General features: G+C 56.0%; 17 protein-coding genes and 2 pseudogenes. 5 read left to right on the top strand and 14 right to left on the bottom strand.

The genetic code is table 11. The features are described 5' to 3' along the window. Positions 1-29 precede the first annotated feature (29 nt). Positions 30-1,430 (bottom strand): YchO/YchP family invasin, encoded by a 1,401-nt coding sequence (locus tag AC5JPW_RS17635; protein ID WP_494242425.1) that lies wholly within the window; start codon positions 1,428-1,430, stop codon positions 30-32. A gap of 161 nt (positions 1,431-1,591) precedes the next feature. Here AC5JPW_RS17635 and AC5JPW_RS17630 point away from each other — a divergent pair, with 161 nt between their 5' ends. Further along, the gene (locus AC5JPW_RS17630) at positions 1,592-2,143 is read left to right on the top strand and encodes a YbhB/YbcL family Raf kinase inhibitor-like protein (protein ID WP_494242424.1); all 552 of its coding nucleotides are present in this window, start codon (positions 1,592-1,594) and stop codon (positions 2,141-2,143) included. Here the strand turns inward: AC5JPW_RS17630 and AC5JPW_RS17625 are convergent. The 6 genes and pseudogenes from AC5JPW_RS17625 to nasR form a co-directional block, all read right to left on the bottom strand. Continuing rightward, positions 2,120-4,699 carry a nitrate reductase gene (locus AC5JPW_RS17625; RefSeq protein WP_494242423.1) on the bottom strand — a complete coding sequence of 860 codons (2,580 nt, stop codon included), beginning with the start codon at positions 4,697-4,699 and terminating at the stop codon, positions 2,120-2,122. The genes AC5JPW_RS17630 and AC5JPW_RS17625 overlap by 24 nt on opposite strands. Beyond that, positions 4,696-8,775: pseudogene (gene nirB, locus AC5JPW_RS17620) on the bottom strand (nitrite reductase large subunit NirB). The gene AC5JPW_RS17625 and the pseudogene nirB overlap by 4 nt, the downstream one beginning before the upstream one ends. Before the next feature lie 9 nt (positions 8,776-8,784). After that, positions 8,785-9,573 (bottom strand): ABC transporter ATP-binding protein, encoded by a 789-nt coding sequence (locus tag AC5JPW_RS17615; protein WP_494242488.1) that lies wholly within the window; start codon positions 9,571-9,573, stop codon positions 8,785-8,787. Between the two features lie 8 nt (positions 9,574-9,581). Beyond that, positions 9,582-10,463 carry a nitrate ABC transporter permease gene (gene ntrB / locus AC5JPW_RS17610; protein WP_494242422.1) on the bottom strand — a complete coding sequence of 294 codons (882 nt, stop codon included), beginning with the start codon at positions 10,461-10,463 and terminating at the stop codon, positions 9,582-9,584. A 1-nt stretch (position 10,464) separates the two neighbouring features. After that, positions 10,465-11,724: a CmpA/NrtA family ABC transporter substrate-binding protein gene (locus AC5JPW_RS17605; protein WP_494242421.1), complete on the bottom strand. Its 1,260-nt coding sequence runs from the start codon at positions 11,722-11,724 to the stop codon at positions 10,465-10,467. Between the two features lie 231 nt (positions 11,725-11,955). Beyond that, a complete protein-coding gene (nasR, locus tag AC5JPW_RS17600) occupies positions 11,956-13,134 on the bottom strand; it encodes a nitrate regulatory protein NasR (RefSeq protein ID WP_494242420.1) in 1,179 nt (392 codons plus the stop codon). Positions 13,135-13,200: 66 nt separating this feature from the next. Between nasR and ychN the strand changes: the two genes are divergently transcribed. The 3 genes and pseudogenes from ychN (at position 13,201) to AC5JPW_RS17585 (ending at position 15,911) form a co-directional block, all read left to right on the top strand. Beyond that, on the top strand, positions 13,201-13,554 hold the full coding sequence (ychN, locus tag AC5JPW_RS17595; protein WP_494242419.1) for a DsrE/F sulfur relay family protein YchN: 354 nt from the start codon (positions 13,201-13,203) through the stop codon (positions 13,552-13,554). A gap of 107 nt (positions 13,555-13,661) precedes the next feature. Continuing rightward, positions 13,662-15,452, top strand: a pseudogene (locus AC5JPW_RS17590) (methyl-accepting chemotaxis protein). Positions 15,453-15,665: 213 nt separating this feature from the next. Beyond that, positions 15,666-15,911, top strand: a complete 246-nt coding sequence (locus AC5JPW_RS17585) for a hypothetical protein (protein WP_494242418.1) — start codon at positions 15,666-15,668, stop codon at positions 15,909-15,911. 7 nt (positions 15,912-15,918) lie between these two features. On the opposite strand, the gene AC5JPW_RS17580 is transcribed toward AC5JPW_RS17585, so the two are convergent. Further along, positions 15,919-16,614 carry a gamma-glutamylcyclotransferase gene (locus AC5JPW_RS17580; protein ID WP_494242417.1) on the bottom strand — a complete coding sequence of 232 codons (696 nt, stop codon included), beginning with the start codon at positions 16,612-16,614 and terminating at the stop codon, positions 15,919-15,921. A 178-nt stretch (positions 16,615-16,792) separates the two neighbouring features. Then, complete coding sequence (gene chaB / locus AC5JPW_RS17575) at positions 16,793-17,023, bottom strand: putative cation transport regulator ChaB (RefSeq protein WP_494242416.1); 231 nt, start codon at positions 17,021-17,023, stop codon at positions 16,793-16,795. A 270-nt stretch (positions 17,024-17,293) separates the two neighbouring features. Between chaB and chaA the strand changes: the two genes are divergently transcribed. Next, a complete protein-coding gene (chaA, locus tag AC5JPW_RS17570) occupies positions 17,294-18,394 on the top strand; it encodes a sodium-potassium/proton antiporter ChaA (RefSeq protein ID WP_494242415.1) in 1,101 nt (366 codons plus the stop codon). Between the two features lie 75 nt (positions 18,395-18,469). On the opposite strand, the gene kdsA is transcribed toward chaA, so the two are convergent. The 5 genes from kdsA to prfA are packed head-to-tail and all read right to left on the bottom strand — an operon-like array spanning position 18,470 to position 22,495. Further along, complete coding sequence (gene kdsA, locus AC5JPW_RS17565; RefSeq protein WP_494242414.1) at positions 18,470-19,324, bottom strand: 3-deoxy-8-phosphooctulonate synthase; 855 nt, start codon at positions 19,322-19,324, stop codon at positions 18,470-18,472. A 36-nt stretch (positions 19,325-19,360) separates the two neighbouring features. Beyond that, a complete protein-coding gene (gene sirB1, locus AC5JPW_RS17560; RefSeq protein WP_494242413.1) occupies positions 19,361-20,170 on the bottom strand; it encodes an invasion regulator SirB1 in 810 nt (269 codons plus the stop codon). Positions 20,171-20,173: 3 nt separating this feature from the next. Next, on the bottom strand, positions 20,174-20,566 hold the full coding sequence (gene sirB2, locus AC5JPW_RS17555) for an invasion regulator SirB2 (RefSeq protein WP_494242412.1): 393 nt from the start codon (positions 20,564-20,566) through the stop codon (positions 20,174-20,176). Between the two features lie 7 nt (positions 20,567-20,573). Then, the gene (gene prmC, locus AC5JPW_RS17550; RefSeq protein ID WP_494242411.1) at positions 20,574-21,413 is read right to left on the bottom strand and encodes a peptide chain release factor N(5)-glutamine methyltransferase; all 840 of its coding nucleotides are present in this window, start codon (positions 21,411-21,413) and stop codon (positions 20,574-20,576) included. Beyond that, positions 21,413-22,495, bottom strand: a complete 1,083-nt coding sequence (gene prfA / locus AC5JPW_RS17545; RefSeq protein ID WP_494242410.1) for a peptide chain release factor 1 — start codon at positions 22,493-22,495, stop codon at positions 21,413-21,415. Before prfA ends, prmC begins: the two co-directional genes overlap by 1 nt. Between the last annotated feature and the right edge of the window lie 10 nt (positions 22,496-22,505).

Below are 22,505 nucleotides of genomic sequence, written 5' to 3'. Positions count from 1 at the left end.
CCTCTCGCAAGGGGCGAGGGAGAAGACGATTACCACTGTGAAAACGTCGGGGGAACCGCATCCAGCGGTGAAGTAATAGGCGCAGTCAGCGAGAGCACGATTTCATTGGATGCCACCTTTTGCCCCTTCTCATCTTCAGCAATCACCGACAGACGCCACTGATTCTGCGCCCCTTCGCTGCTGTTCCAGCGCGGCATGATCACCGTCCAACCGTCGTCACTGCGCGGGTTCGCAGGCGGCGTTAAGCTCAGTGCCTGGGTATCCCCTTGCCAGCGCAGTTCACGCAGGCCATGCGTACTGTTGATCTGCAGTTTTAACGCCACCGTTTCACCCGGCTGTAAATCCCAAGGCGGCGTGGCGAGATAGACAGAGAGGGTTTTGCGCTGACGGTACTCAAACACCGGCGCTGTGTTGCGTACCGGATTATCATATCGACTGCCACGCAGAGAGCCGCTCTGGGTGAGTTCCCCGGCTGAAAGCTGCTTCCATAATGGCACCCCAAACTGGTAGTTGAGCTTAAGACCAAGATCGTTTTGACTGACCCCGCTCTCACCCTGCTTATGATGCGCTGACACCGTCACCAACGGAACCGGGGTGTAGCTCAACCCGACTTTGACCGCCACCGGATTGTGGTAGCCCGTGCCGGTATCAAAAAGATCGACGTTATCGCCAAAATACTGCTCAACGCTCAGGCTGGTGTTGAGTTTTTGCCAGAACGGCAGACTGGCCTGGGCAGTAATGTCATAGCCACGCGCCATGCGCTGTTGCAGCGTGGCTGTGCGATAGTCCCAGTTGCTTAGCGGTTGGTAGTAGTTAGCAGAAAATTGCAGCGATTCGCCCCATACTTCGGCACCCAGCCCGGTGCGGGCAATATTTTCGTCGATGAGATTGTCATAAAAAGTGTTGTAACCAATACGCCAGGTGCCTGCATTCCAGCGCTGACCCAGCCCGACGTTACCCACCAGCCCGGCATCCTGCTGCGTAAGCCCAAGCTGGCTCCAGCTTAAATAGCGGTCGGTATCCTGCAAAGGCACAAACCAGTCGCCGTGACTGCCGATAAACCCGCCATCGTCATCCACTTTAAAATCGACCGTCGCTTTACCCCAGGGAGATAACAGCGTCTCCACCTGCTGATTCACTTCGTCACTGAGCACATCCCGCGCCTGCCCCAGCGCAAATAACCGTGCCTGCTCGCCGGTGGTGAGCCCATTGTCGGTCATGCTCGCCTCACCAAACGCTTTGGCCATCTCCGCAAGGTGCTTTTCTCCGGCCTGAGACTCGGGGGCCATCCCCAGGTCGGGCAGGTTATCGCCGTTGGTATCAAAGGGGTTTTGCGCCTTCTGCACGTAGCTCTGCGAGACAGTGGCAGCACTTCCTGCCAGCGGCAAGAACAACAAAAAGGGAATCGGAGAAGAGAAAAAACGACGCATCACTGTTCTGAAGAGGAACTCCGGGTATTTATTGCGAGCCAGTTCACAGAGTAGCGTTTTACGCGAGGAATTTCAGCCTGCGGGAAAATTTCAGGAAAATCCTTAATCCTCGCGCCTCGTTCCCGCTACAGTTAATGCATCAAAACCCGTGAGGATGCAGGATGAAGCAGACACTGAAGTGGGCGTTATGCAGTGCCGTCATGTTCTATGGTGCCGCAGCCAGCGCCAATACCACCTTCCAGCTACAGTCCCCCGCCTTTGGCGACAACGCGTTGATGGAGAAAAAATTTGCCGGTAACGCCAAAAATAACCCCAACTGTACCGGTGACAATATCTCTCCCGCTCTGGTGTGGAGCAATGCGCCCGCTGAAACAAAAAGCTTCGCCCTCGTGGTTCACGACCCGGAAGGCGCTACCGGACTCGGGGTAACGCACCTGGTGGCCTATAACATTCCACAGGCGACGACGGGTTTTGGTGAAAACGATCTCCGCGACGGGAAAAACTTTACCGGAGGCAAAAACACGCCAGGTAATTTTCGCTGGCACGGCCCCTGCCCACCACCGGGCAGCGGCGCACACCATTACACCTTCACGCTGATTGCCACCAGCCTGAACCCTGATTTACCGGAAGGTCTCACCCGCGAGCAGCTTTTCGATCGCCTGAGAGGCCACACGCTGGCCGCTGCGGGCTTAATTGGCCGTTTCGGTCAGTAAGGCTTTTAGCTCCGGTAGACATGAACCGCAGTTGGTACCGCAGCGCAACTTTTTACCCAGCGCAGCGGTACTGTCGCAGCCCCCGGCAATGGCGGCGCGAATAGCATTTTCCCCCACGCTAAAACAGCTACAGACAGTGCGCCCCGGATCGGGTGCATCGGCGGCGGCTTTGCCTGCCAGCAGAGCATGACGCATCTTCGGCGTTTGCGGCGGCGTGGCGAAGGCGGCGGTAATGGTCTGATGCGACACCGCGGGCAGATGTGCGCTGGCCCAGAATCCCAGCATCAGCGTTTCCCCCTGCCAGGCGAGCAACGTAAACACCGTGCCGGCCCGCAGTTGCTGCATCTGCCAGTTTCGTACCCGGCAATGTTCGATAAGCCAGGGGGCGATATCGCTGTCTCCGGCCAGCGTCAGGTGCGTTAGCTCTCCAGCAGCTTTGCGTATCCAGTGGAAGGCAGCAGACGGCGGTAACGCTTCCCGGCAATAGAGTTCACCCTGCCAGGCCGGTTGCCAGCGAGCAATCCGTACCGCCGTTTGTTTACTTTCGGGCTGCCCGGAGTGCGGACAGCAGATGCTATCGACCAGCGCATTGACCTTCCCCTGGCGAGCAAAGCAGTGGTTCCAGTGCATCGGGGAAAAGAGCACCCCGATGCGTTGCCCGCTATGGACCTTTGCCCGCGCCACCATGACGCCGCGTGGGGAGATAATGCGCACCAGTCCGCCGTCAGAAATAGCATAGCGCTCTGCATCGAAAGGGGCGATCTCAACAAAGGGTTCCGGGATATGCTGCATCAGTTTTTCCACAGTACCGGTACGGGTCATGGTGTGCCACTGGTCGCGAATACGCCCGGTGTTGAGCAACAGCGGATAGAGTGTGCTGACGTTCGCCATGGTTGAAATGGGGGTGACAGGCACCATCCGTAGCCTGCCCGTCGTGCGCCAGCCTTTGTCGAAATTAAGCGTCGTCATCGGCCATTGCACCGGCTCAAGCGCATCCCACTGTTCACGGCTGAGCGTCGCCAGCGGGCTGATATCAAATGCGCGTGTTCCGTTATTTTCATAGCCCGACAACGCTGCGTGCTCCGAGAACACCTCATGGGCATGCAGCCAGTTAAACGCCTTACCGTGCCCGAGCGCTGTCGCCACGCGGGCAATAATCCACCAGTCCGCTTTTGCCTGGCCTGGCGGGGGCAAAAATGCCCGCTGGCGGGAGATGCGCCGCTCAGAATTGGTCACTGTGCCATTTTTTTCTCCCCAGGAGAGCGCCGGAAAGCGGATATGCGCATAGCGACTGGTGTCGGTATCAGCCGCCACTTCCGAAACAATCACCAGTGGGCATTTCGCCAGTGCCGTGCAAACCGCATGGCTGTCCGGCAGGGAGACCGCCGGATTTGTACCCATGATCCACACGGCTTTCACCTCACCGCGCCCGATGGCGTCAAACAGATCCACTGCCATCAACCCCGGCGTTTGTGCCAGCCGTTCGGTTCCCCAGAAACGCGCCAGCCGCGCCAGATCGTCCGGCTCGAAGTTCATGTGCGCCGCCAGTTGGTTTGCCAGCCCACCCACCTCACGCCCCCCCATGGCATTCGGCTGTCCGGTCAGCGAAAACGGGCCGCAGCCCGTGCGGGCAAACTTCCCGCTCGCCAGATGCACATTGATAATGGCATTACATTTATCGCTGCCGCTGGCGGATTGATTAATGCCCATCGTGTAGAGCGTGATAGCCCGAGGCGCGGTCAGGAAGAGATCGAAAAAGGTGCTTATAGTTTCAGGTGGCAAGTCGCAAAATGCCGCCACTTTTGCCGTTGTCCATTCTGCGGCAACCGCCAGCGCCTCACCGGCATCATCAAAATCTGCGTTGAGGTTTGCACTGCTTGCAATGGCATTGAGCAACCCGACAAACAGCCCCGCATCGCTCCCCGGTGCCAGTGGCAGATGCAGGTCGGCAATATCACAGGTGGCGGTGACGCGGGGATCGATGACGACGACTTTCATCGCAGGGTTATCCCGCTTCGCCTGAACAATACGTTGATAAAGTACAGGATGGGTCCAGGCCGCATTGGATCCCACCAGAATCAGTAAGTCCGTGTTTTCCGCGTCCTCGTAGCTGCACGGCACCACATCCTCACCGAACGCCCGCTTGTAGCCCGTCACGGCGGAGGACATACACAGCCGTGAATTGGTGTCGATATTGGCCGCACCAATGAATCCTTTCATCAGTTTATTGGCCGCGTAGTAGTCTTCTGTCAGCAGTTGACCCGAGGCATAAAAAGCCACTGCCTGCGGACCATGCTGCGCAATAATTGCCCTTAGCCGATCACCTGCTGCTGCCAGCGCCTCATCCCAGTTCACCTGTCGGTTGTCGAGTTCGGGGTGCAGCAGTCTGTCGCGAATGCCGGTCGTTTCACCGAGCGCGGAGCCCTTCACGCACAGCCGCCCCAGACTGGCGGGGTGCTGCGTATCACCTTTCACGCTGACGCCCGTTTCGCTGACCTGCGCCAGCACGCCGCAGCCTACGCCGCAGTAAGGACAGGTGGTCCGGGTTTCACTCATGAGGCCTCCGCACGCACTAATAACGCCTGATTTCCGACCCAAACTTTGCCGCCTTCAATCTTCACCGGCCAGGCGCGAACGGCAGGTTCTCCGCTCTCTATGCTGCAGCCGTCACGCAGGCGAATACGCTGCTTATAGAGCGGCGAGATAACCATCGGTTCACCATTACTGTCACCGAGCAGGCCGCGCGAGAGCACCCAAGCCTGGCTCCCCGGTTCATGGTTATCCAGCGCATAAACCGACTCACCGAAGCGGAATAAGGCAATTTGCCGCTCACCCAGACGTGCACCTATGCCCGCTTGCTCAGGGATCTCCTCAAGCGTACAAATTGCCTGCCACGGGCGGGTTGAGACGGCTCCCTCATCCCATACTGGCGCGGCGGCGAGCTGGGGTTGTTCACGCACGGTTTCACGCCAGACGGCTTCATCAGGCTTATCGCTGTTCACATAAGAGCGGAAAAGTGCGACACGATCCGGATCGTTGAGGGTGGTCTGCCATTCGCACTGGTAGCTGTCCACGACTCGCGCCATCTCCTCTTCCAGTTCGAGGCCAATATCCAGACTGTCGTTGAGGATCACCTCACGCAGATAGTCGATCCCGCCTTCAAGGTTATCGAGCCAGGTGCTGGTACGCTGCAGGCGGTCAGCAGTGCGGATGTAAAACATCAAAAAACGGTCGACGGTGCGAATCAGCGTCGCTTCATCGAGGTCGCTGGCAAATAAGTCGGCATGGCGAGGTTTCATCCCGCCGTTACCGCAAACGTAGAGGTTCCAGCCTTTATCGGTGGCAATCACCCCCACGTCTTTCCCCTGCGCTTCGGCGCACTCGCGCGTACAGCCCGACACTGCCATTTTGATTTTGTGTGGTGCGCGTAGCCCTTTGTAACGGTGCTCCAGGGTGACCGCCAGTCCGGTGGAGTCCTGTACGCCGTAACGACACCAGGTCGAACCGACGCAGGATTTCACCGTGCGTAGCGACTTCCCGTACGCGTGCCCGGTCTCAAAACCGGCCGCCACCAGTTCAGACCATATAGCAGGCAACTCTTCGAGTCGCGCACCAAACAGGTCAATACGCTGTCCGCCGGTCACTTTGCTGTACAACTGGTAGCGTTTGGCGATCTGCCCAATGGCAATCAGTCCATCCGGCGTTACTTCGCCAGCAGGCATACGCGGCACAATGGAATAGGTCCCGTCCTTCTGGATGTTAGCGAAGTAACGGTCATTGGTGTCCTGCAACGGCAGGTGTGCAGGTTTGAGCAGATACTCATTCCAGCAGGAGGCCAGAATAGAGCCGACCAGCGGTTTGCAGACCTCACAGCCGTGACCACTGCCGTAGCGATTGAGCAACTGGGCAAAGGTGCGAATGTGGTTAACGCGTATCAGATGGTGCAGTTCCTGGCGTGAATACGGGAAGTGTTCGCAGATATCTTTTTTGACTTCGACGCCCTGCTGCGCCAGTTGGTACTCCATCACCTGTTTCACCAGAGCGCTACAGCCACCACAGCCGGTTGCCGCTTTGGTGCAGCTTTTGATGGCCCCCATATCGGTCGCCCCGCCGCTCACCGCCGCACAGATATCACCTTTGGTGACGTTATGGCAGGAGCACAACTGGGCGCTCTCCGGTAACGCCGCAACGCCCAGCGCTTTCGGCGCGCCGCCCGCCAGTGCAGGCAGGATCAGGCTCTCCGGCTGGGCGGGCAGCGCCATGTCGTTAAGCATCATTTGCAGCAAAGTGGCATATTCACTGGCATCGCCCACCAGCACGCCGCCGAGCAGCCGTTTGCCGTCCTCGCTTACCACGATTTTTTTGTAGATTTGTGCCGGGCCGTCGGTCCACTGGTAGCTCAGGCAACCCGGTGTGCGTCCGTGGGCATCACCGAAACGACGCCACATCTACGCCCAGCAGCTTGAGCTTGGTGCTCATGTCTGCACCGCTGAATTTCAGCGCTTCATCACCGAGACTGCCCGCCACGACACGCGCCATCTGGTAACCCGGTGCGACCAGGCCATAGACTTTGCCTTCCCATACCGCACATTCACCGATGGCATAGATGTTGTTCGTCCGAGGTGCGGCACTGGTCGTCAATCTGAATACCGCCACGCTCGCCCAACTGTAGACCACTGCTACGCGCCAGCGCATCCTGCGGGCGAATGCCCGCCGAGAAGACCACCATGTCGGTGGTCAGGCTCTCGCCGTCGGCAAAGTTCAGCGTCAGCCCGTTCAGGCTGACGTGACAATGTCACGTGTCGATTTACTGGTGTGAACCTGCACGCCCAGTGCGGTGATTTTCTGGCGCAGCATCGCACCGCCCTGTTCATCCAGTTGCACCGCCATCAGCGCCGGGGCAAACTCCACCACGTGGGTTTCCAGGCCCAGTTGTTTCAGCGCATTCGCCGCCTCCAGCCCCAGCAGACCGCCGCCGATCACCACTCCGCGTGTCGCATTTTTGGCCCGGCGTGGCAATCTCATCCAGATCGTCCAGCGTGCGGTAGACAAAGCAGCCTTCGCTGTCGTGCCCTGGCACCGGCGGCACAAATGGGTACGAGCCGGTTGCCAGCACCAGTTTATCCCAGTGGGTTTCATGGCCTTTGGCGTCGCGCACCACTCTGCAGGTCGCGGTCTATCTCCACCACCTGGCGGGAGAGATGCAGTTCAATGCCGTGTTCAGCAAAGAAATCGCCCTGCACCATCGAGAGCGAATCTGCGCTGCGCCCGGCAAAATACTCGGACAGGTGCACACGGTCGTAGGCGGCATACTGCTCTGCACCAAACACCACAATGTGATATTCACGATGAAGATCACGGCTGACACATTGCTCAAGAAAATGGTGGCCGACCATGCCATGTCCGACCACAACCAGCGTAGGTTTTGTCATCATTGGAATTCCTGCAGCCGTTGGCTGCGCTGAAAAGTTGTCGAATAAGCCAGTCCGCCTGCGGCGTCTCTGGCGTGTTGAGTCGTTCGGTGAGCGCGGCGGCGCTGGCGCAATCGCCCATCAGCAGCACGCCTTCCAAGTTGTCCGTTTCGTACCAGTAAGCGGCGATAGTGACCGCTCAACGGGTCAAACGTGGTCCAGGCGTCATCCTCAGGTGTCGCGGCGACCCGGCCAGCGCTAAACAGGTCGATACCGGTTACCTTGAGGCGCGTCCCGCTGTCCTGCCAGGCAAAGTCCACGTTGTGCCTGCACCCAGCAGGCGCGCTGCCAGGACGTTCGCCTGTTGCAGACAGGGGGCAACCAGCCCCCAGGTCTGTCCGTTGATTTCACAGCATTCGCCGATAGCACTTACGCCCCCCGACGATGTGCGCAACTGCCCGTCCACCACGATGCCGCGCTCACAGTGAAGGCCGCTACGTCTCGGCAAGTGCTACCGCCGGGCGCACCCCGGTTGCCATCACGACGCGGCTGGCCGCAACAACCTGCCCGGTGGTCAGACGTGACGCTGGATGGATTGATTTCACTGATGCCAGCGCAAAGCGCGCATTCAATACCGCGAGCCTGCAGATGCCCCGCCAGCAGCGCACCCGCCTGCGCATCAAGCTGCTGTTCCATCAACCATTCAGCGCGATTGATCAACGTGACATTGTCACCTCTTCGACGCAGGGCAGCAGCGACCTCAACACCGAGCACCCCTCCGCCAAGCACGACGACAGGCCCCTTTCCCGCCAGAATTGCGTCAACGTCATCGAGGGTGCGGAACGTTTTAACGTGCGGTAAATCGTAACCCGGCACGGGAGGAACAAAAGGCACTGAACCCGTGGCAAACACCAGCTCATCCCACTCCAGCAGATTCCTGTCCGTTCTGAGCTGGCGAGCGGTCAGATCCACGTCGCTGACACGCTCCCCGCGCAACACCGTGACGTTGCGATCTGCGTACCACTGATCCGTGTGCAGCACGGTGTCAGTGAAGGTCTTCTCTCCGCTAAGTACTGGGGAAAGCTGAATGCGGTTGTAGGCGTGCACTGGTTCATCGCCGACTACAGTAATAGCGAAGCGACTGTTGCTGGACGCCGTGAGTGTCTCAACAAGGCGGGTTGCCGCCATGCCGTTGCCGATAATGACCAGTCGCGTCGTCATCATTGCGCCTTAAGCCGCTTTCGGCTGCTTTTCATAGAGGAACTGCAGGATCTGCTGGCGCAGGTGATGGTAACGACTGTCATCCGCCAGTTGCACCCGGTTGCGCGGACGCGGCAGATTGACATCAACAATTTCCCCGACCGTCGCCGCCGGACCGTTGGTCATCATCAGCACCCGGTCAGAAAGCAGAACAGCTTCGTCCACATCATGGGTGATCAACACGATGGTGGTATTGAGCGACTGCTGAATGTGCATCACCGTGTCCTGCAAATGGGCGCGTGTCAGGGCATCCAGCGCACCGAAGGGTTCATCCATCAGCAAGACTTTGGGTTTCATTGCCAACGCACGGGCAATGCCCACGCGCTGTTTCATACCGCCAGAAATTTCACCAGGCCGTTTATGCAGCGCATGGCCCATCTGTACGCGCTCCAGGTTATGCTCAATCCACTCCCGGCGCTCAGCTTTGTTCATGGTGCGACGAAACACCTGGTCTACGGCCAATGCGACGTTGTCGAAACAGGTGAGCCACGGCAGCAGGGAGTGGTTCTGGAATACCACTGCACGCTCTGGGCCTGGCCCGGCGATTTCCCGGTTATCACACAGCAACCCGCCTTCGGTAGGCAGCGTGATCCCGGCAATGAGGTTAAGTAAGGTCGATTTACCGCAGCCAGAATGACCAATGAGGCTCACGGTTTCCCCTTCATGAATGTCGAAGGAGACGTTTTGCAGCGCCACAAAATCACCACCGGCCGTCGAGAAACGCTGGCTGACCGCCTGGACCTGAATTAAGGGTTTCATGCTCATGATTATTTCTCCTGCCAGCTAAAGCGTCGCGCCACCAGCATCAGCCCCTGCTCCAGCAGCAGGCCAACAACACCGATAATGACGATGGCAATTAGAATGTTTTCTACGTTGAGGTTGTTCCACTCGTTCCAGATCCAGAAACCGATACCCAGTCCTCCGGTCAGCATTTCGGCGGCAACGATCACCAACCAGGCAATGCCAATCGACAGACGCACACCGGTCAGTACCGCAGGTAAAACCGCCGGAAAGAGAATGCGGCGCATCACGGTCCACTCGGAGAGTTGCAGCACGCGGGCCACGTTCAGGTAATCCTCCGGAATGCGTCTAACCCCTTCGGCGGTGTTAATCACCATAGGCCAGATGGAGCAGATAAAAATGGTCCAGCTTGAGGCCGGTTCGGCTTTCTGGAACAGCAACAGGCCGATAGGCAGCCAGGCCAGGGGGCTAACCGGGCGCAACAGTGCGATCAGTGGGTTAAACATGCGGGCGAAAAAGACAAAGCGGCCAATCAGAAAGCCCAGCGGAATGCCCACCAGTGCTGCCAGACCAAAGCCGATACCCACACGCTGCAGTGAGGCCAGTACGTTCCAGCCAATGCCCATGTCATTCGGCCCGTCGCGGTAGAACGGGTCGGCGAACAGCGTCATGGCCGAGTCCAGAGTACTGAGCGGCGTGGGGAATCCTTTGCTGTTAATGGCAGCCAATTGCCAGGCCACCAGCAGCAGTCCCAGACCTAACAGGCCAGGAAAAATACGTTCCGCGACGGCGCGGGCCTTTCTCGACCATGCAGGTGCGGTGCGGCGAACCTGCACGGCTGGCATCACCAACACCTCGGCAGTGGCAGGCGTCGTGTCGACGTGCTGAATTTTATGTGCGTGTTTCATCTCAGACCCCTGTGCGTTGAATAGCAAAACCTGTTGCATACTGCTCCGGCGATTCACCGGTCCAGCGCGTGCCGTCCATCAGCGTGCTTGTGCGCAGGCTGTTGTTCGGTATCGATATGCCACCGAGGGCGGTCGCCGCCTCTTTCCATACATCTGTACGGTTGATGCGACTGGCAATCGCCGTGTAGTCCGGAGTGGATTTCAGTAATCCCCAGCGGCGGAACTGGGTTAAGAACCACATGCCGTCGGAAAGCCAGGGGTAACTCACCTGCCCCTCATTGAAGAAACGGATAGCATGGGCATCCTGCCAGCGTTGGCCCGCACCGTTGTCGTACTCCCCCAGCATGCGCCCGGTGAGGTACTGTTCTTTAGTGTTGAGCCAGGCACGGCGGGAGAGAATGCGGGCGGTCTCCCGGCGGTTGTCCGGCGACGCGTCTATCCAGCGTGCGGCTTCCATTACCGCACACACCAATGCACGGGCGGTGTTCGGGTTCTGTTCCACCCATGCGCTACGGGTACCGAGGATCTTCTCCGGATGGTCCGGCCAGATGGATTGACTGGTGGCCGCCGTAAAACCGATACGGTCGTTAATGGCACGGGCATTCCAGGGTTCGCCGACGCAAAAGCCGACCATGTTGCCGATGCGCATATTCATCACCATTTGCGGAGGCGGAACGACCACAGTGCGAATATCGGTGAAGGGATTGATGCCTCCGCTCGCCAGCCAGTAATAGAGCCACATGGCGTGGGTACCCGTCGGGAAGGTATGGGCGAAGGTATAAGTACCTGGTTCGCTTTGCCCAACCAGGGTTTTCAGGCTCTCCACGCTGGTCACGCCTTTTTCCTGTAGATCGCTTGCGAGCGTGATCCCCTGTCCGTTCTGGTTCAGCGTCATCAGGTTTGCCATCGACTGCGGTTTACCCGCAATCCCTAACTCCAGCCCATACAGCAAGCCGTAAAGAATGTGTGCCGCATCCAGTTCGCCGGAGACCAGTTTGTCGCGAACGGCGGCCCAGCTGGCCTCTTTGGTCGGCACCAGCGTAATGCCGTATTTTTTGTCGAAGCCTTTCAGTGCCGCGATAACCAGCGGTGCACAGTCGGTCAGCGGAATAAAGCCAACCCGTACCGTCGTCTGTTCCGGTTTATCTGAACCCGCAGCCCAGGCGGACTGCATCAGCCCTGGCAGCAGCATAGCCCCTCCCAGTGCTGCCCCGGCCTGCAGAAAACGTCGTCGTGTCAATGAAACGGTTGAATCACCCATATGCACTCCCAAAGCAAAAAAAAAGCGCCCGTTGGTGCTTTTGCACCAACGGACGCCTTTATCCGCGAAGCTGATTAACCGCCGTTGGTTACCCGCTTCTGTTGTCTGAATCTCTTTATGGGTAATGCAACGTATGTGCCAGAATTATTCCTGCATATTTGGCTGCTTTTACGCCTGTTTGTTCCTGCTGTCGCACGGTCGTTGTGCAGCAAATGCCCATAGACCGTGCAACTACTCCTTTGGAGTTACACCCCATAAGGCCCTGACGGTAAGCAGTGCACGGGCGATTTCGACCATCCGCTGGTTTTTGTCCATCGCCATTTTGCGCAGGCACTGCCAGGCCTGTTCTTCGCTCATATTCTGGTGGTTCATCAGTACATTTTTGGCTTTATCGATGACCTTACGTTCTTCGAGAGTGTCTTTCAGAGAGGCCAGTTGCTGACTGAGTTGTTCAATTTCCTGAGCCTGCTGACGCACCAGTGGCAACAGGGTTTTATCCTGGTAGAGACGTGTCGCATCAACGGGGGCCTGCTGCGTATGCAGTGCAATGACCTCGTCATCCTCACTGAGCAGGCGATCGGTTTCCCGGTTAAGCGCATTGATGAGCGTTTCTTCGAGCGTGCGTAGAAATTCCAGGCGCTGAGTTTGCAGGGCAAACCAGCGTAACGCATTATCACCTTTATCTGTCGGTGGTGTACGGGTACAGGCCAGGCGACGCATCTGTTCAATCTCCAGCCCCGCCCCACACTCTTTGCTGAACAGCGCCGTTAGGGTGGGATCAGAGAGAGAAAGAAAGGTATCGAAACAGGGCTGCTGGCCGTCAATGCGGTCCACCAGCGCCTGACGCTGCCCCTCATTAAACTGCCCGTGGGTAAAACCCATCGCACCCAGCGCACGTTCCTGGCCCACCAGCTCTTTGCCCTGCATAAAGCTGTAGAGCGCTACCAGTCTGGCAGCAATGGTGGGATCGTCGATGCTGTCATTAAGCTGGGGGATAATGTTGAGCAGATAACCGATGGTGCGACTGAACTGCGACATCGCCTGTTCAGCGTCAATATTCCCCTCTTTTATTTGCACTCGCAGTGCAGGAAGTTGTTCCAGCCCCGCAACAGCAGCAGCAATTCGGTGGCATAATGTGCTGCTGGTCAGGGGCTTAAGTCCCTCCAATACGGGCATCAACGCAGCTATTTGCTCGTCTGCCAGTGCACTACTGGCGCGGCACTCCAGACCGTAAAGCCGCCCCCGGGAGCAGAGCCAGATATTTGACGCCCCCCGCTCGCACTGTAGCATGTGGGTCAGATGACTGATTTTCCCGGCCAGCACACCCAACTGGGCCAGCTGACGAAGTTGATTTTTCTGGATTTGACGCGCGTAGCGAAACCAGTCTCTGGCGTCGGTCCGTTCATTCATGCTGACTCTCCGTTTCATTCTCTTAACGGTGAGTTGCAATAACTGTGCCCCCTCGAAGGAGTGAAGATGCAAAAGATTGTGATTGTCGCTAATGGCGCCGCCTACGGCAGCGAATCATTATTTAACAGTTTGCGCCTGGCTATCGCCCTGCGCGAGCAAGAGAGTGACCTGCAACTGCGCCTGTTCCTGATGTCTGACGCAGTCACTGCCGGTCTGCGTGGCCAGAAACCTGCCGAGGGGTATAACATTCAACAGATGCTGGAGATCCTTACTGCACAAGGCGTACCGGTGAAATTATGTAAAACCTGTACGGATGGTCGAGGCATCACCACCCTGCCATTGATTGATGGTGTGGAAATTGGAACCCTCGTGGAACTGGCGCAGTGGACGTTGGCTGCGGATAAAGTCCTGACCTTCTAATCACCCCGATGCTTTAATATTTTTTTCTTATGGATGCCCGCCCGGCATCAAGTTTGCCTGCTGAGTTGCCGATAGGGATAACAGACAACACAGCAGGTACTATAAATATGTTTAGATCCATTCGCGCTCGCATCATTGCAGCGACGGCGGGCTGTCTCGCCATTGCGCTGCTTCTTAACACAGTCATTAATTACCAGGTCACCAGCCAGCATAATCAGGACGCCCAGCAAGATATTCTCTCCAGCACCAGCGGCAGTCACAGTCTCGCCATTACCGACTGGGTGAACAGCAAAATAACGGCCATCTCTTCATTGCAAAAAGTAGCCTTAACTGATGACCCTGTTCCGGTTTTCACTCAGGTGGCACAGGCAGGGGGGTTCATTAACGTCTACGCTGGCTATGCGACGAAGACAGCAAAATTCTCTAATCCGGACGGCGTTCCTGCAGATTATGACCCCACCATTCGTCCGTGGTATCAGCAGGCTCTCAAGGCCGACGCGCCGATTGTGACCGCACCTTATGTGGATGCCGGCAGCGGCAAACTGGTTGTCACCTTCTCTGTCCCTGTAAAAGAGAATGGCACCGTCAAAGCGGTCGTTTCGGGCGATGTCTCGATGGACAGCGTGGTGGCTAACGTGCACGGCATTAATCCGACGCCCAACAGCAGCGGTTTACTGCTCGACAGCGACGGCACGATCATTGCGGCTAACGATGGTAAACTGACGCTGAAGCCTTTTACCGATGCCATTGGCTGGCGTATCACTAAACGATTTGCTTTCGGGTAAATCGGTTCACGGGACGCTTGCCGATGACCGATAAAGAGTTTCTCGCCACCAAAGTGAAGGGGACTAACTGGCAGTTGCTTGTTGCCCTTGACAGCGCAGACTCGACCACCGGTCTGCGTGCTCAGCTTAAGGCATCCGCCATTTCGCTGATTGTCCTGGTACTGCTCGCCGGCGCGTTAATGCACTGGATTGTCGCCACAATGCTGCAGCGTCTGGTTACCATCCGTGATGCAATGAACGCCATCAGCAGCGGGACGGACGATCTCTCCCAGCGTCTGCCCGAACAGGGCAATGACGAGGTGGCGCAAATTGCCCATGCCTTTAACGCCTTCAGCGATAAGCTGTCAGTAGTGATGGTGAAACTGCGTGATTCCAGTACCTCCGTGAAACAGGCAGCGCAGGAAATTGCCGCCGGAAACCACGATCTTTCAGGGCGTACCGAACAGGCCGCTTCCAGCCTGCGTGAAACCGCCAGTGCTGTCGAGCAAATCACCGCTTCCGTTGCCCAGTCAACGGACTCGGCAGCACAAGCGAATACGCAGGCACATACCGCCTCTGAAGCTGCGTCTCGCGGCGGTCAAGGTCGTTTCGCAGGCCATCAGCACGATGCAAACCATCGAAGTAGCCTCAGCCAAGGATTGGGGACATTACCAGCGTCATCGACGGTATCGCTTTCCAGACCAATATTCTGGCACTGAACGCGGCTCGGTAGAAGCAGCTCGAGCGGGTGAACAGGGTCGTGGCTTCGCGGTGGTGGCCGGTGAAGTGCGTAACCTTGCCAGCCGCAGTGCGCAGGCAGCGAAAGAGATTAAAACGCTGATTGAATCGACAACAGAAAGTGTGGCAACCGGCTCTCGCTTTGTCCGTCTGGCTGGTGAAAGCATGGGTGATATCGTCTCCAGCATCGACAGCGTGTCAGTCATCATGCGTGAAATCACCGTGGCGACCAACGAGCAGATGAAAGGTATTCAGGAAATTAATCATGCGGTTATCGACCTCGACCGCATGGTGCAGCAGAATGCCGAACTGGTGATTCAGTCTGCCGCTGCCGCAGGAGCATTGCAGTCTCAAGCGGGTGAGCTCGCTGAAACCGCAGGACATTTCCGCATTTAATCTTCTGTCGGCGCATTTTTTCCACGATTTAATGCGCCGACGCATTTCCCCGCCGAATATTGTCATTTTTGTTTAATCGTTACGACATTAGTTGATCAAAATCAGCATCTGACCCTCTCTCGTTTGGTGTTATGCCATGAGTGATTTGTGAACGACATCACGCACGGGACTTTCCCGCAGGGAGTGCGTTGTTTATAACGACGGGGTTTGAAAATGGCGTTGGTAAAAGCAAGTTTGAAGTTATTTGGTGGGGATACGGTAGTCGTACGTTGTTCTGAAAATTGTCATATTCATCTGATGAGCGAGAAGAGTAATACCTCCGCCGCTCAACGCGATGTTCTGAGCGTCCAGAATCGCGCCAGCGCGTATCTGGCGGTGCCTTACAGCGGTATCTGGAATGTGCTGATCGACAGCCACAGCCAAACGCTGGAGCACTCAATCAGCTACGTTCCGGCATAACGCCTTATCAGGCAAAACCAGGCTTCAGTTCCGGGCCTGGTTTTTCTCCCTCCAGCAGCACCCGCACCCGCCCCACCAGTTCATTCAGGCAGTCGTCCTGCATACCCAGTTTGATAAGTTCCTGCTCAAGGGAGAAAAGATACTGCGCATTCGTGCCCAGAGGGCCGGTCGCTGAGGCGATTAAAGGCGCAATTACCTGCGCACGCGTGTCTGATTCATAAAGCGGATGGCGAGGGTCCATGATAAACACCAGCGCATTAACCGTACGGCCGTCATCAAGTTCCAGCTTGCGCCAGCTCGGCAGGTAGCACCCCGTGATCATCTCACGTTTCCAGAGCAGCATTAGCTCTTCATTGAGATCCATATCCGGTAAACGATAAGCGACGCCCGTCGTGCGTCCGCCCTCTTTCAGTGCAAGCATGCGCCCAGGATGACAGGCTGTCCCGCGGCCTGCGGTCAGGCGCAAACAGAAGGCACGATGCCATCCCACCAGTGTCCCCGTACAGGATTCGATAAATTCTAACGCCGGGTTCCACATCAGAGAGCCGTAACCGAAAATCCACACCGGGCCGTCATCAGGCCGACAGGCAAGCGTAGCAGCCAGGGACGCAGCTCGCTGTTCCGCTGACCATAACAGCGAGGCTTCAATATCCCCGAATGCTGTTTTACAGTCAGCCTTCATCAAAAAATCACGTGTTATCACTTTCTACCTCCGCCACTGCAGGCTTCCGTGCGACGACTATACTGCTGCCTTCATGGCGCTTTTCAATGACGATATGCAATTCACGGACCGTTTTCAAGTGGACACGAGGCGGCGTTATAACAAGGTTGAGTTAATACTTATGCGGAGAAAATAAAAAGCGCTCGTGATATTCACGTAATTATTTCTTTTTGTGCCATTTATCGTCATCACCCTTTTCATAATCATGTTTTACTGCCGCCCAGGCCACACGGTGTGCGGTTTCTTCGCGCGAAGCATCATCACGGCGATCCTCTTTATCCTTATATTGCTGCCACGCACTGTTAAAGGCTTCTTTGTAGATGTCCTGAGCATGCGCTGGAAGCACATGCTGCACGCTATCGGGGAGTTCAGATTTGCTTTTATACGGCATGATTCGCTCCTTTTTGGATTGAAAGGTAAGTCTGGACGCTATACGCTCTCTTCGCCACAAAACGACGAATTATTGTGATATTAAAAATAATATCACCATGTAAATTAAATGATTTTTTCCAATAACATCCACTAATAGATTATTCAATTAAGAATCAACTCATGTAGTAAATAAAAGTAAAAAATGCCTTGCAAGGTGCTTTTGTCTGCTATTTTAGCTGCTGATTTTTCTTTCTATAATTACAAACACCTGCTCTGGATGGAGATAAAAATGACAACAACACATGAGGCGGTTAAGACCCGCCATAAGGAGACCAGCCTGATTTTCCCGGCGCTGGCACTGGCGGTGCTGGTTTTTTGGGGTAACAGCCAGTCGCTGTCAGTGGTTATTGGGATAAATATCCTTGCGTTGGTGGGCATTTTATCCAGCGCATTTAGTGTCGTTCGTCATGCCGACGTGCTGGCACATCGCCTGGGTGAACCTTTCGGTTCCCTGATTTTGAGCCTTTCCGTCGTTATCCTGGAAGTGAGTCTGATTTCAGCATTAATGGCGACCGGTGATGCAGCACCAACGCTGATGCGCGACACGCTCTATTCCATCATTATGATCGTGACCGGCGGACTGGTAGGCTTTTCACTTCTGCTGGGCGGACGTAAATTTGCCACTCAGTACGTTAACCTATTCGGTATCAAACAGTATCTTATCGCCCTCTTCCCGCTGGCGGTGATTGTGCTGGTCTTCCCGGTTGCCTTGCCTGGGGGCAACTTCACCACTGGTCAAGCGCTGTTGGTTGCGTTGATTTCAGCCGCGATGTACGGCGTGTTTCTGCTTATTCAAACCAAAACGCACCAGAGCCTGTTTGTCTATGAGCATGAAGATGACGGCGACGATGATGACCCACACCACGGTAAACCCTCGGCACACAGCAGCGTGTGGCACACGGTCTGGTTACTGGTGCATCTGGTTGCGGTTATTGCCGTCACCAAAATGAACGCCAACCCGCTGGAACATCTCCTCACCGAAATGGACGCCCCGGTGGCCTTTACTGGCTTCCTGGTGGCACTGCTGATCCTCTCCCCGGAAGGCCTGGGGGCATTGAAAGCTGTCCTCAACAACCAGGTACAGCGTGCGATGAACCTCTTCTTCGGGTCGGTGCTGGCCACCATCTCACTGACCGTGCCGGTGGTGACGTTAATTGCCTGGATGACGGGGAACGAGCTGGTCTTTGGTCTGGGTAAACCAGAACTGGTGGTGATGCTGACGGCGCTGGTGTTGTGCCAGATTTCGTTCTCTACGGGGAAAACCAACGTGCTGAACGGTGCGGCGCATCTGGCACTGTTTGCCGCGTATCTGATGACGATTTTTGCCTGACACCCTTGCCATAACCTGACAGGTACGTAATAAAAAACCCGCTTAGCTAAGCGGGTTTTTTATCATCATGCGAACTTAGTTGCTGGTATCCAGCTCGTCGAAGTTCTTAACCAGATCGTCAATTGCTTTGATCTGTTTCAGGAACGGCTCCAGTTTATCCAGCGGCAGTGCGGACGGGCCATCGCATTTGGCGTTGGCTGGATCCGGGTGGGCTTCGATAAACAGACCAGCAAGACCGGTTGCCATGCCAGCACGAGCCAGCTCTGCTACCTGGGCACGACGGCCACCCGATGCAGCACCAAACGGGTCGCGGCACTGCAGGGCATGGGTGACGTCGAAGATAACCGGGGAATTACCGGAGACGTTTTTCATCACGCTGAAGCCCAGCATGTCGACCACCAGGTTGTCGTAACCGAAGTTGCTACCGCGGTCGCACAGAATAACTTTGTCGTTGCCGCCTTCAGCGAATTTATCAACGATGTTACCCATCTGGCCCGGGCTCACAAACTGCGGTTTCTTCACGTTAATGACAGCACCGGTCTTCGCCATCGCTTCAACCAGATCGGTCTGACGTGCGAGGAAGGCAGGCAGCTGAATCACATCCACGACATCGGCCACCGGCTGTGCCTGGCTGGCTTCATGGACGTCGGTGATGATTTTCACGCCAAACGCCTGTTTCAGCTCCTGGAAAATCTTCATCCCTTCTTCCAGGCCTGGACCTCGATAAGATTTGATCGAGGAACGGTTGGCTTTATCAAAAGAGGCTTTGAACACGTAAGGAATGCCCAGCTTCTGGGTCACGGTCACGTAGTGTTCGCAGATGCGCATCGCCAGATCGCGAGATTCCAGCACGTTCATACCGCCGAACAGAACAAACGGCAGATCGTTGGCAACCTTGATATCGCCAATGCTAACCACTTTTTGGGTCATATAATTCCCTTACAGAGTGAGTCGATAAATTCTGGTTTAATGCAGTGTAATTTGTTTGTGCGAAATGGTATTGATTTGCGCACGAATCATTTCGCTGATCGGGTCCTCAGGACACTGCTCAACAAAGTAACTCAGGTCATTCAACGCAACGTGATCGCACTCGAGTTGCGCATAAATCAATCCCCGGTCGCGGATCTCATACGGATCTTCCGGATTAAACTGCAGAAGTGCTTCGCTGGTCCGTAAAGCCAGTTCCATCTGCTGCTCTTCCATCAGCGCAGATTTGAGCGTGTCCAACAGCTTGCGAATAACTTCCGCGTTGTCCGCTTCGTCGAGATCTTCGTTAAACAGCTCTGCCACCGGGCTGATATTGCCTTTCAGCCACACTTCCAGCGTATGCTCGTCGAGCGTATCGCCGTTAAACGGATTGATAAGCCACATTTCGCCGTCCATCCACTCCGCACGAAGGATCAGTTGGGTCGGGAAAATGACCGGCATCAATGGAATATCCAGATGCCCGGCAATCCATAATAAAATCGCCCCCAGGGAGACGGCACTGCCCTGACGGTTTTTAAGCACTTTGTCCAGCCACAACGCGTCCGACAAGCGATACACGCCGCGGGTATCTTTAAAGCCCCATTCGCCATAAAACAGCTCGAGCAGTTTTTCCAGCTGCCCATCCTGCGGCTCAAGCTCTGAGATCTCCTCACGCGCCAGACTCAACAGTCGTTCCAGTTCGTCATGGACAAACTGCGACGGAAAGTCATCACGAACCCCTTCAGAAATCAGGATCATCCCATCACATAATGGCGCTTTGTTAAATTCGAAATCGGCTAACGACCGCATGTCTTACCCCAGTATCGGTATCTTTGTGGCGGCGAGTTTTATGATGATGTACAGCACCACCAGCCCCAGCAAAAACGTGATAAAGCCTGTTTGCTGGCTGCGCGGACGACCTCGCCCAAGCGCAATGAAACCCAAAACGATGTAGATGATAACGCCAAACAGCTTCTCCGTCAGCCATGTCCCATTCACAGTAAATGGCATATAACGTGTCACAATGATTAAGCCCACGCCGCTAAGCAGTAAGACAGAGTCAATGACGTGGGGTACCACGCGTGTCCAACGTGCATTAGCACGAGGGTTTTGCGTGAACTGCCACCAGTAGCGCAGGACAAACAGGCTAATGGTCAAGGCAACCGACGTCAAATGTACATTAATCAAAACGTTATATGTGCCCATTGTGCGGTTACTCCTGTAACGGCAGGCGAGCGAGAGATAAACGATCGTTGTCGCCATAGTCCCGGCAGGTTTCCACCTGCTCATAACCGTCAGCGCAAAAGAGTGCGCGGACAGCGTCACCCTGCCGCCAGCCATGTTCAATCAGTAGCCAGCCGCCGGGGCGTAAAAAGCGCTTCGATTGTGCGATTATCCACGCAATGTCTGCAAGCCCTTCTTTTGCCGCTACCAGTGCAGAACGCGGCTCGAAACGCACGTCTCCCATGGCAAGGTGTGGGTCCTGCTCGTCAATGTATGGTGGATTGCTGACAATCATGTCAAACGTTTCCCCCTCCAGCGCACTGAACCAGTGGCTGGCAAGCACCGTCACATTGTTGATGCCCAGATGCTGTGCGTTGCGTGTCGCCAGCGCTACCGCGTCAGGAATGACATCCACCGCCGTAACCTGGCAGTCCGCTCTTTCACTCGCCAGCGCCAGCGCAATGGCGCCGGTGCCTGTACCGAGATCGAGAATGCGTGCCGGATTTTCAGGCAGACGACTGAGCGCCTGTTCAACCAGGCATTCGGTATCAGGGCGTGGGATTAGCGTGGCCGCCGAGACAAACAATGGCAGCGACCAGAATTCCCGCACACCCACAAGATGGGCCACCGGCTCGCCGCGTTCACGGCGTGCAAGCAAATGCTCAAGCTGTTGCTGTTCATCGACGCTGAGTGGCGTTTCACCAAATGCAAGAATGAAGGTGCGTGCACGCCCCGTCACAAACCCCAGCAGGATCTCAGCGTCACGACGCGGGCTTTCGCTTTGTGACAAGCGATTTATCGCGTCATGAAGCCAGTGCTGAAAATCCATTAGTCCTGTCCGGCAAGCGCTGCCAGCTGATCTGCCTGGTATTCCTGAACAATAGGCTCGATCAGTGCATCCAGTTTACCTTCCATCACTTCGTCAAGACGGTAGATGGTCAGGTTAATGCGGTGATCGGTCACACGTCCCTGCGGAAAGTTATAGGTGCGGTTACGGTCGGAACGGTCGCCACTGCCCAACAGGTTACGGCGGGTTGACGCTTCAGCCTGCTGGCGTTTCGCCATTTCTGCGGCATGAATACGTGCACCCAACACAGACAACGCCTTGGCTTTGTTTTTGTGCTGAGAGCGTTCGTCCTGACACTCCACCACGATGCCGGTTGGCAAGTGGGTAATACGGATAGCAGAGTCAGTGGTGTTAACGTGCTGACCGCCCGCGCCTGAAGAGCGGAAGGTATCTATACGCAGATCCGCCGGGTTAATGTCCGGCAGTTCAGCTTCCGGCAGCTCAGGCATCACCGCCACGGTGCAGGCAGACGTATGGATGCGCCCCTGAGATTCGGTTGCTGGTACACGCTGCACGCGATGGCCACCGGATTCGAATTTCAGGCGACCATAGACACCATCACCACTGATTTTGGCAATCACTTCTTTATAGCCACCATGTTCACCTTCGTTGGCGCTCATGATTTCTACTCGCCAGCGGCGAGATTCAGCATAACGGCTGTACATGCGGAACAGGTCACCGGCAAAAAGTGCCGCTTCGTCACCGCCGGTACCGGCGCGGACTTCCACAAACGCACTGCGCTCATCATCGGGATCTTTGGGGAGCAAGAGGATCTGCAGATGCTGTTCAAGTTGCTCGCTTTTTTCTTTCGCTTCGCGCAGCTCTTCCTGCGCCATTTCGCGCATTTCCGGATCGTCAAGCATCATCTGCGCGGTTTCGATATCGTCCTGAATCTGTTGCCAGTCAGTAAAGCAGCGGGAGACGTCGCTTAATTGCGCGTATTCACGGGATAAGGCGCGGAATCGCTCCTGATCGGCGATAGTTTGCGCGTCACCCAACAGCGCCTGAACTTCTTCATGACGCTCGTGTAGGGCTTCCAGTTTGGCAACGATAGAAGGCTTCATAGGCGTAAAT

Source organism: Phytobacter sp. (genome assembly GCF_059074235.1).
This window is presented reverse-complemented; position numbering and strand designations above follow the sequence as displayed.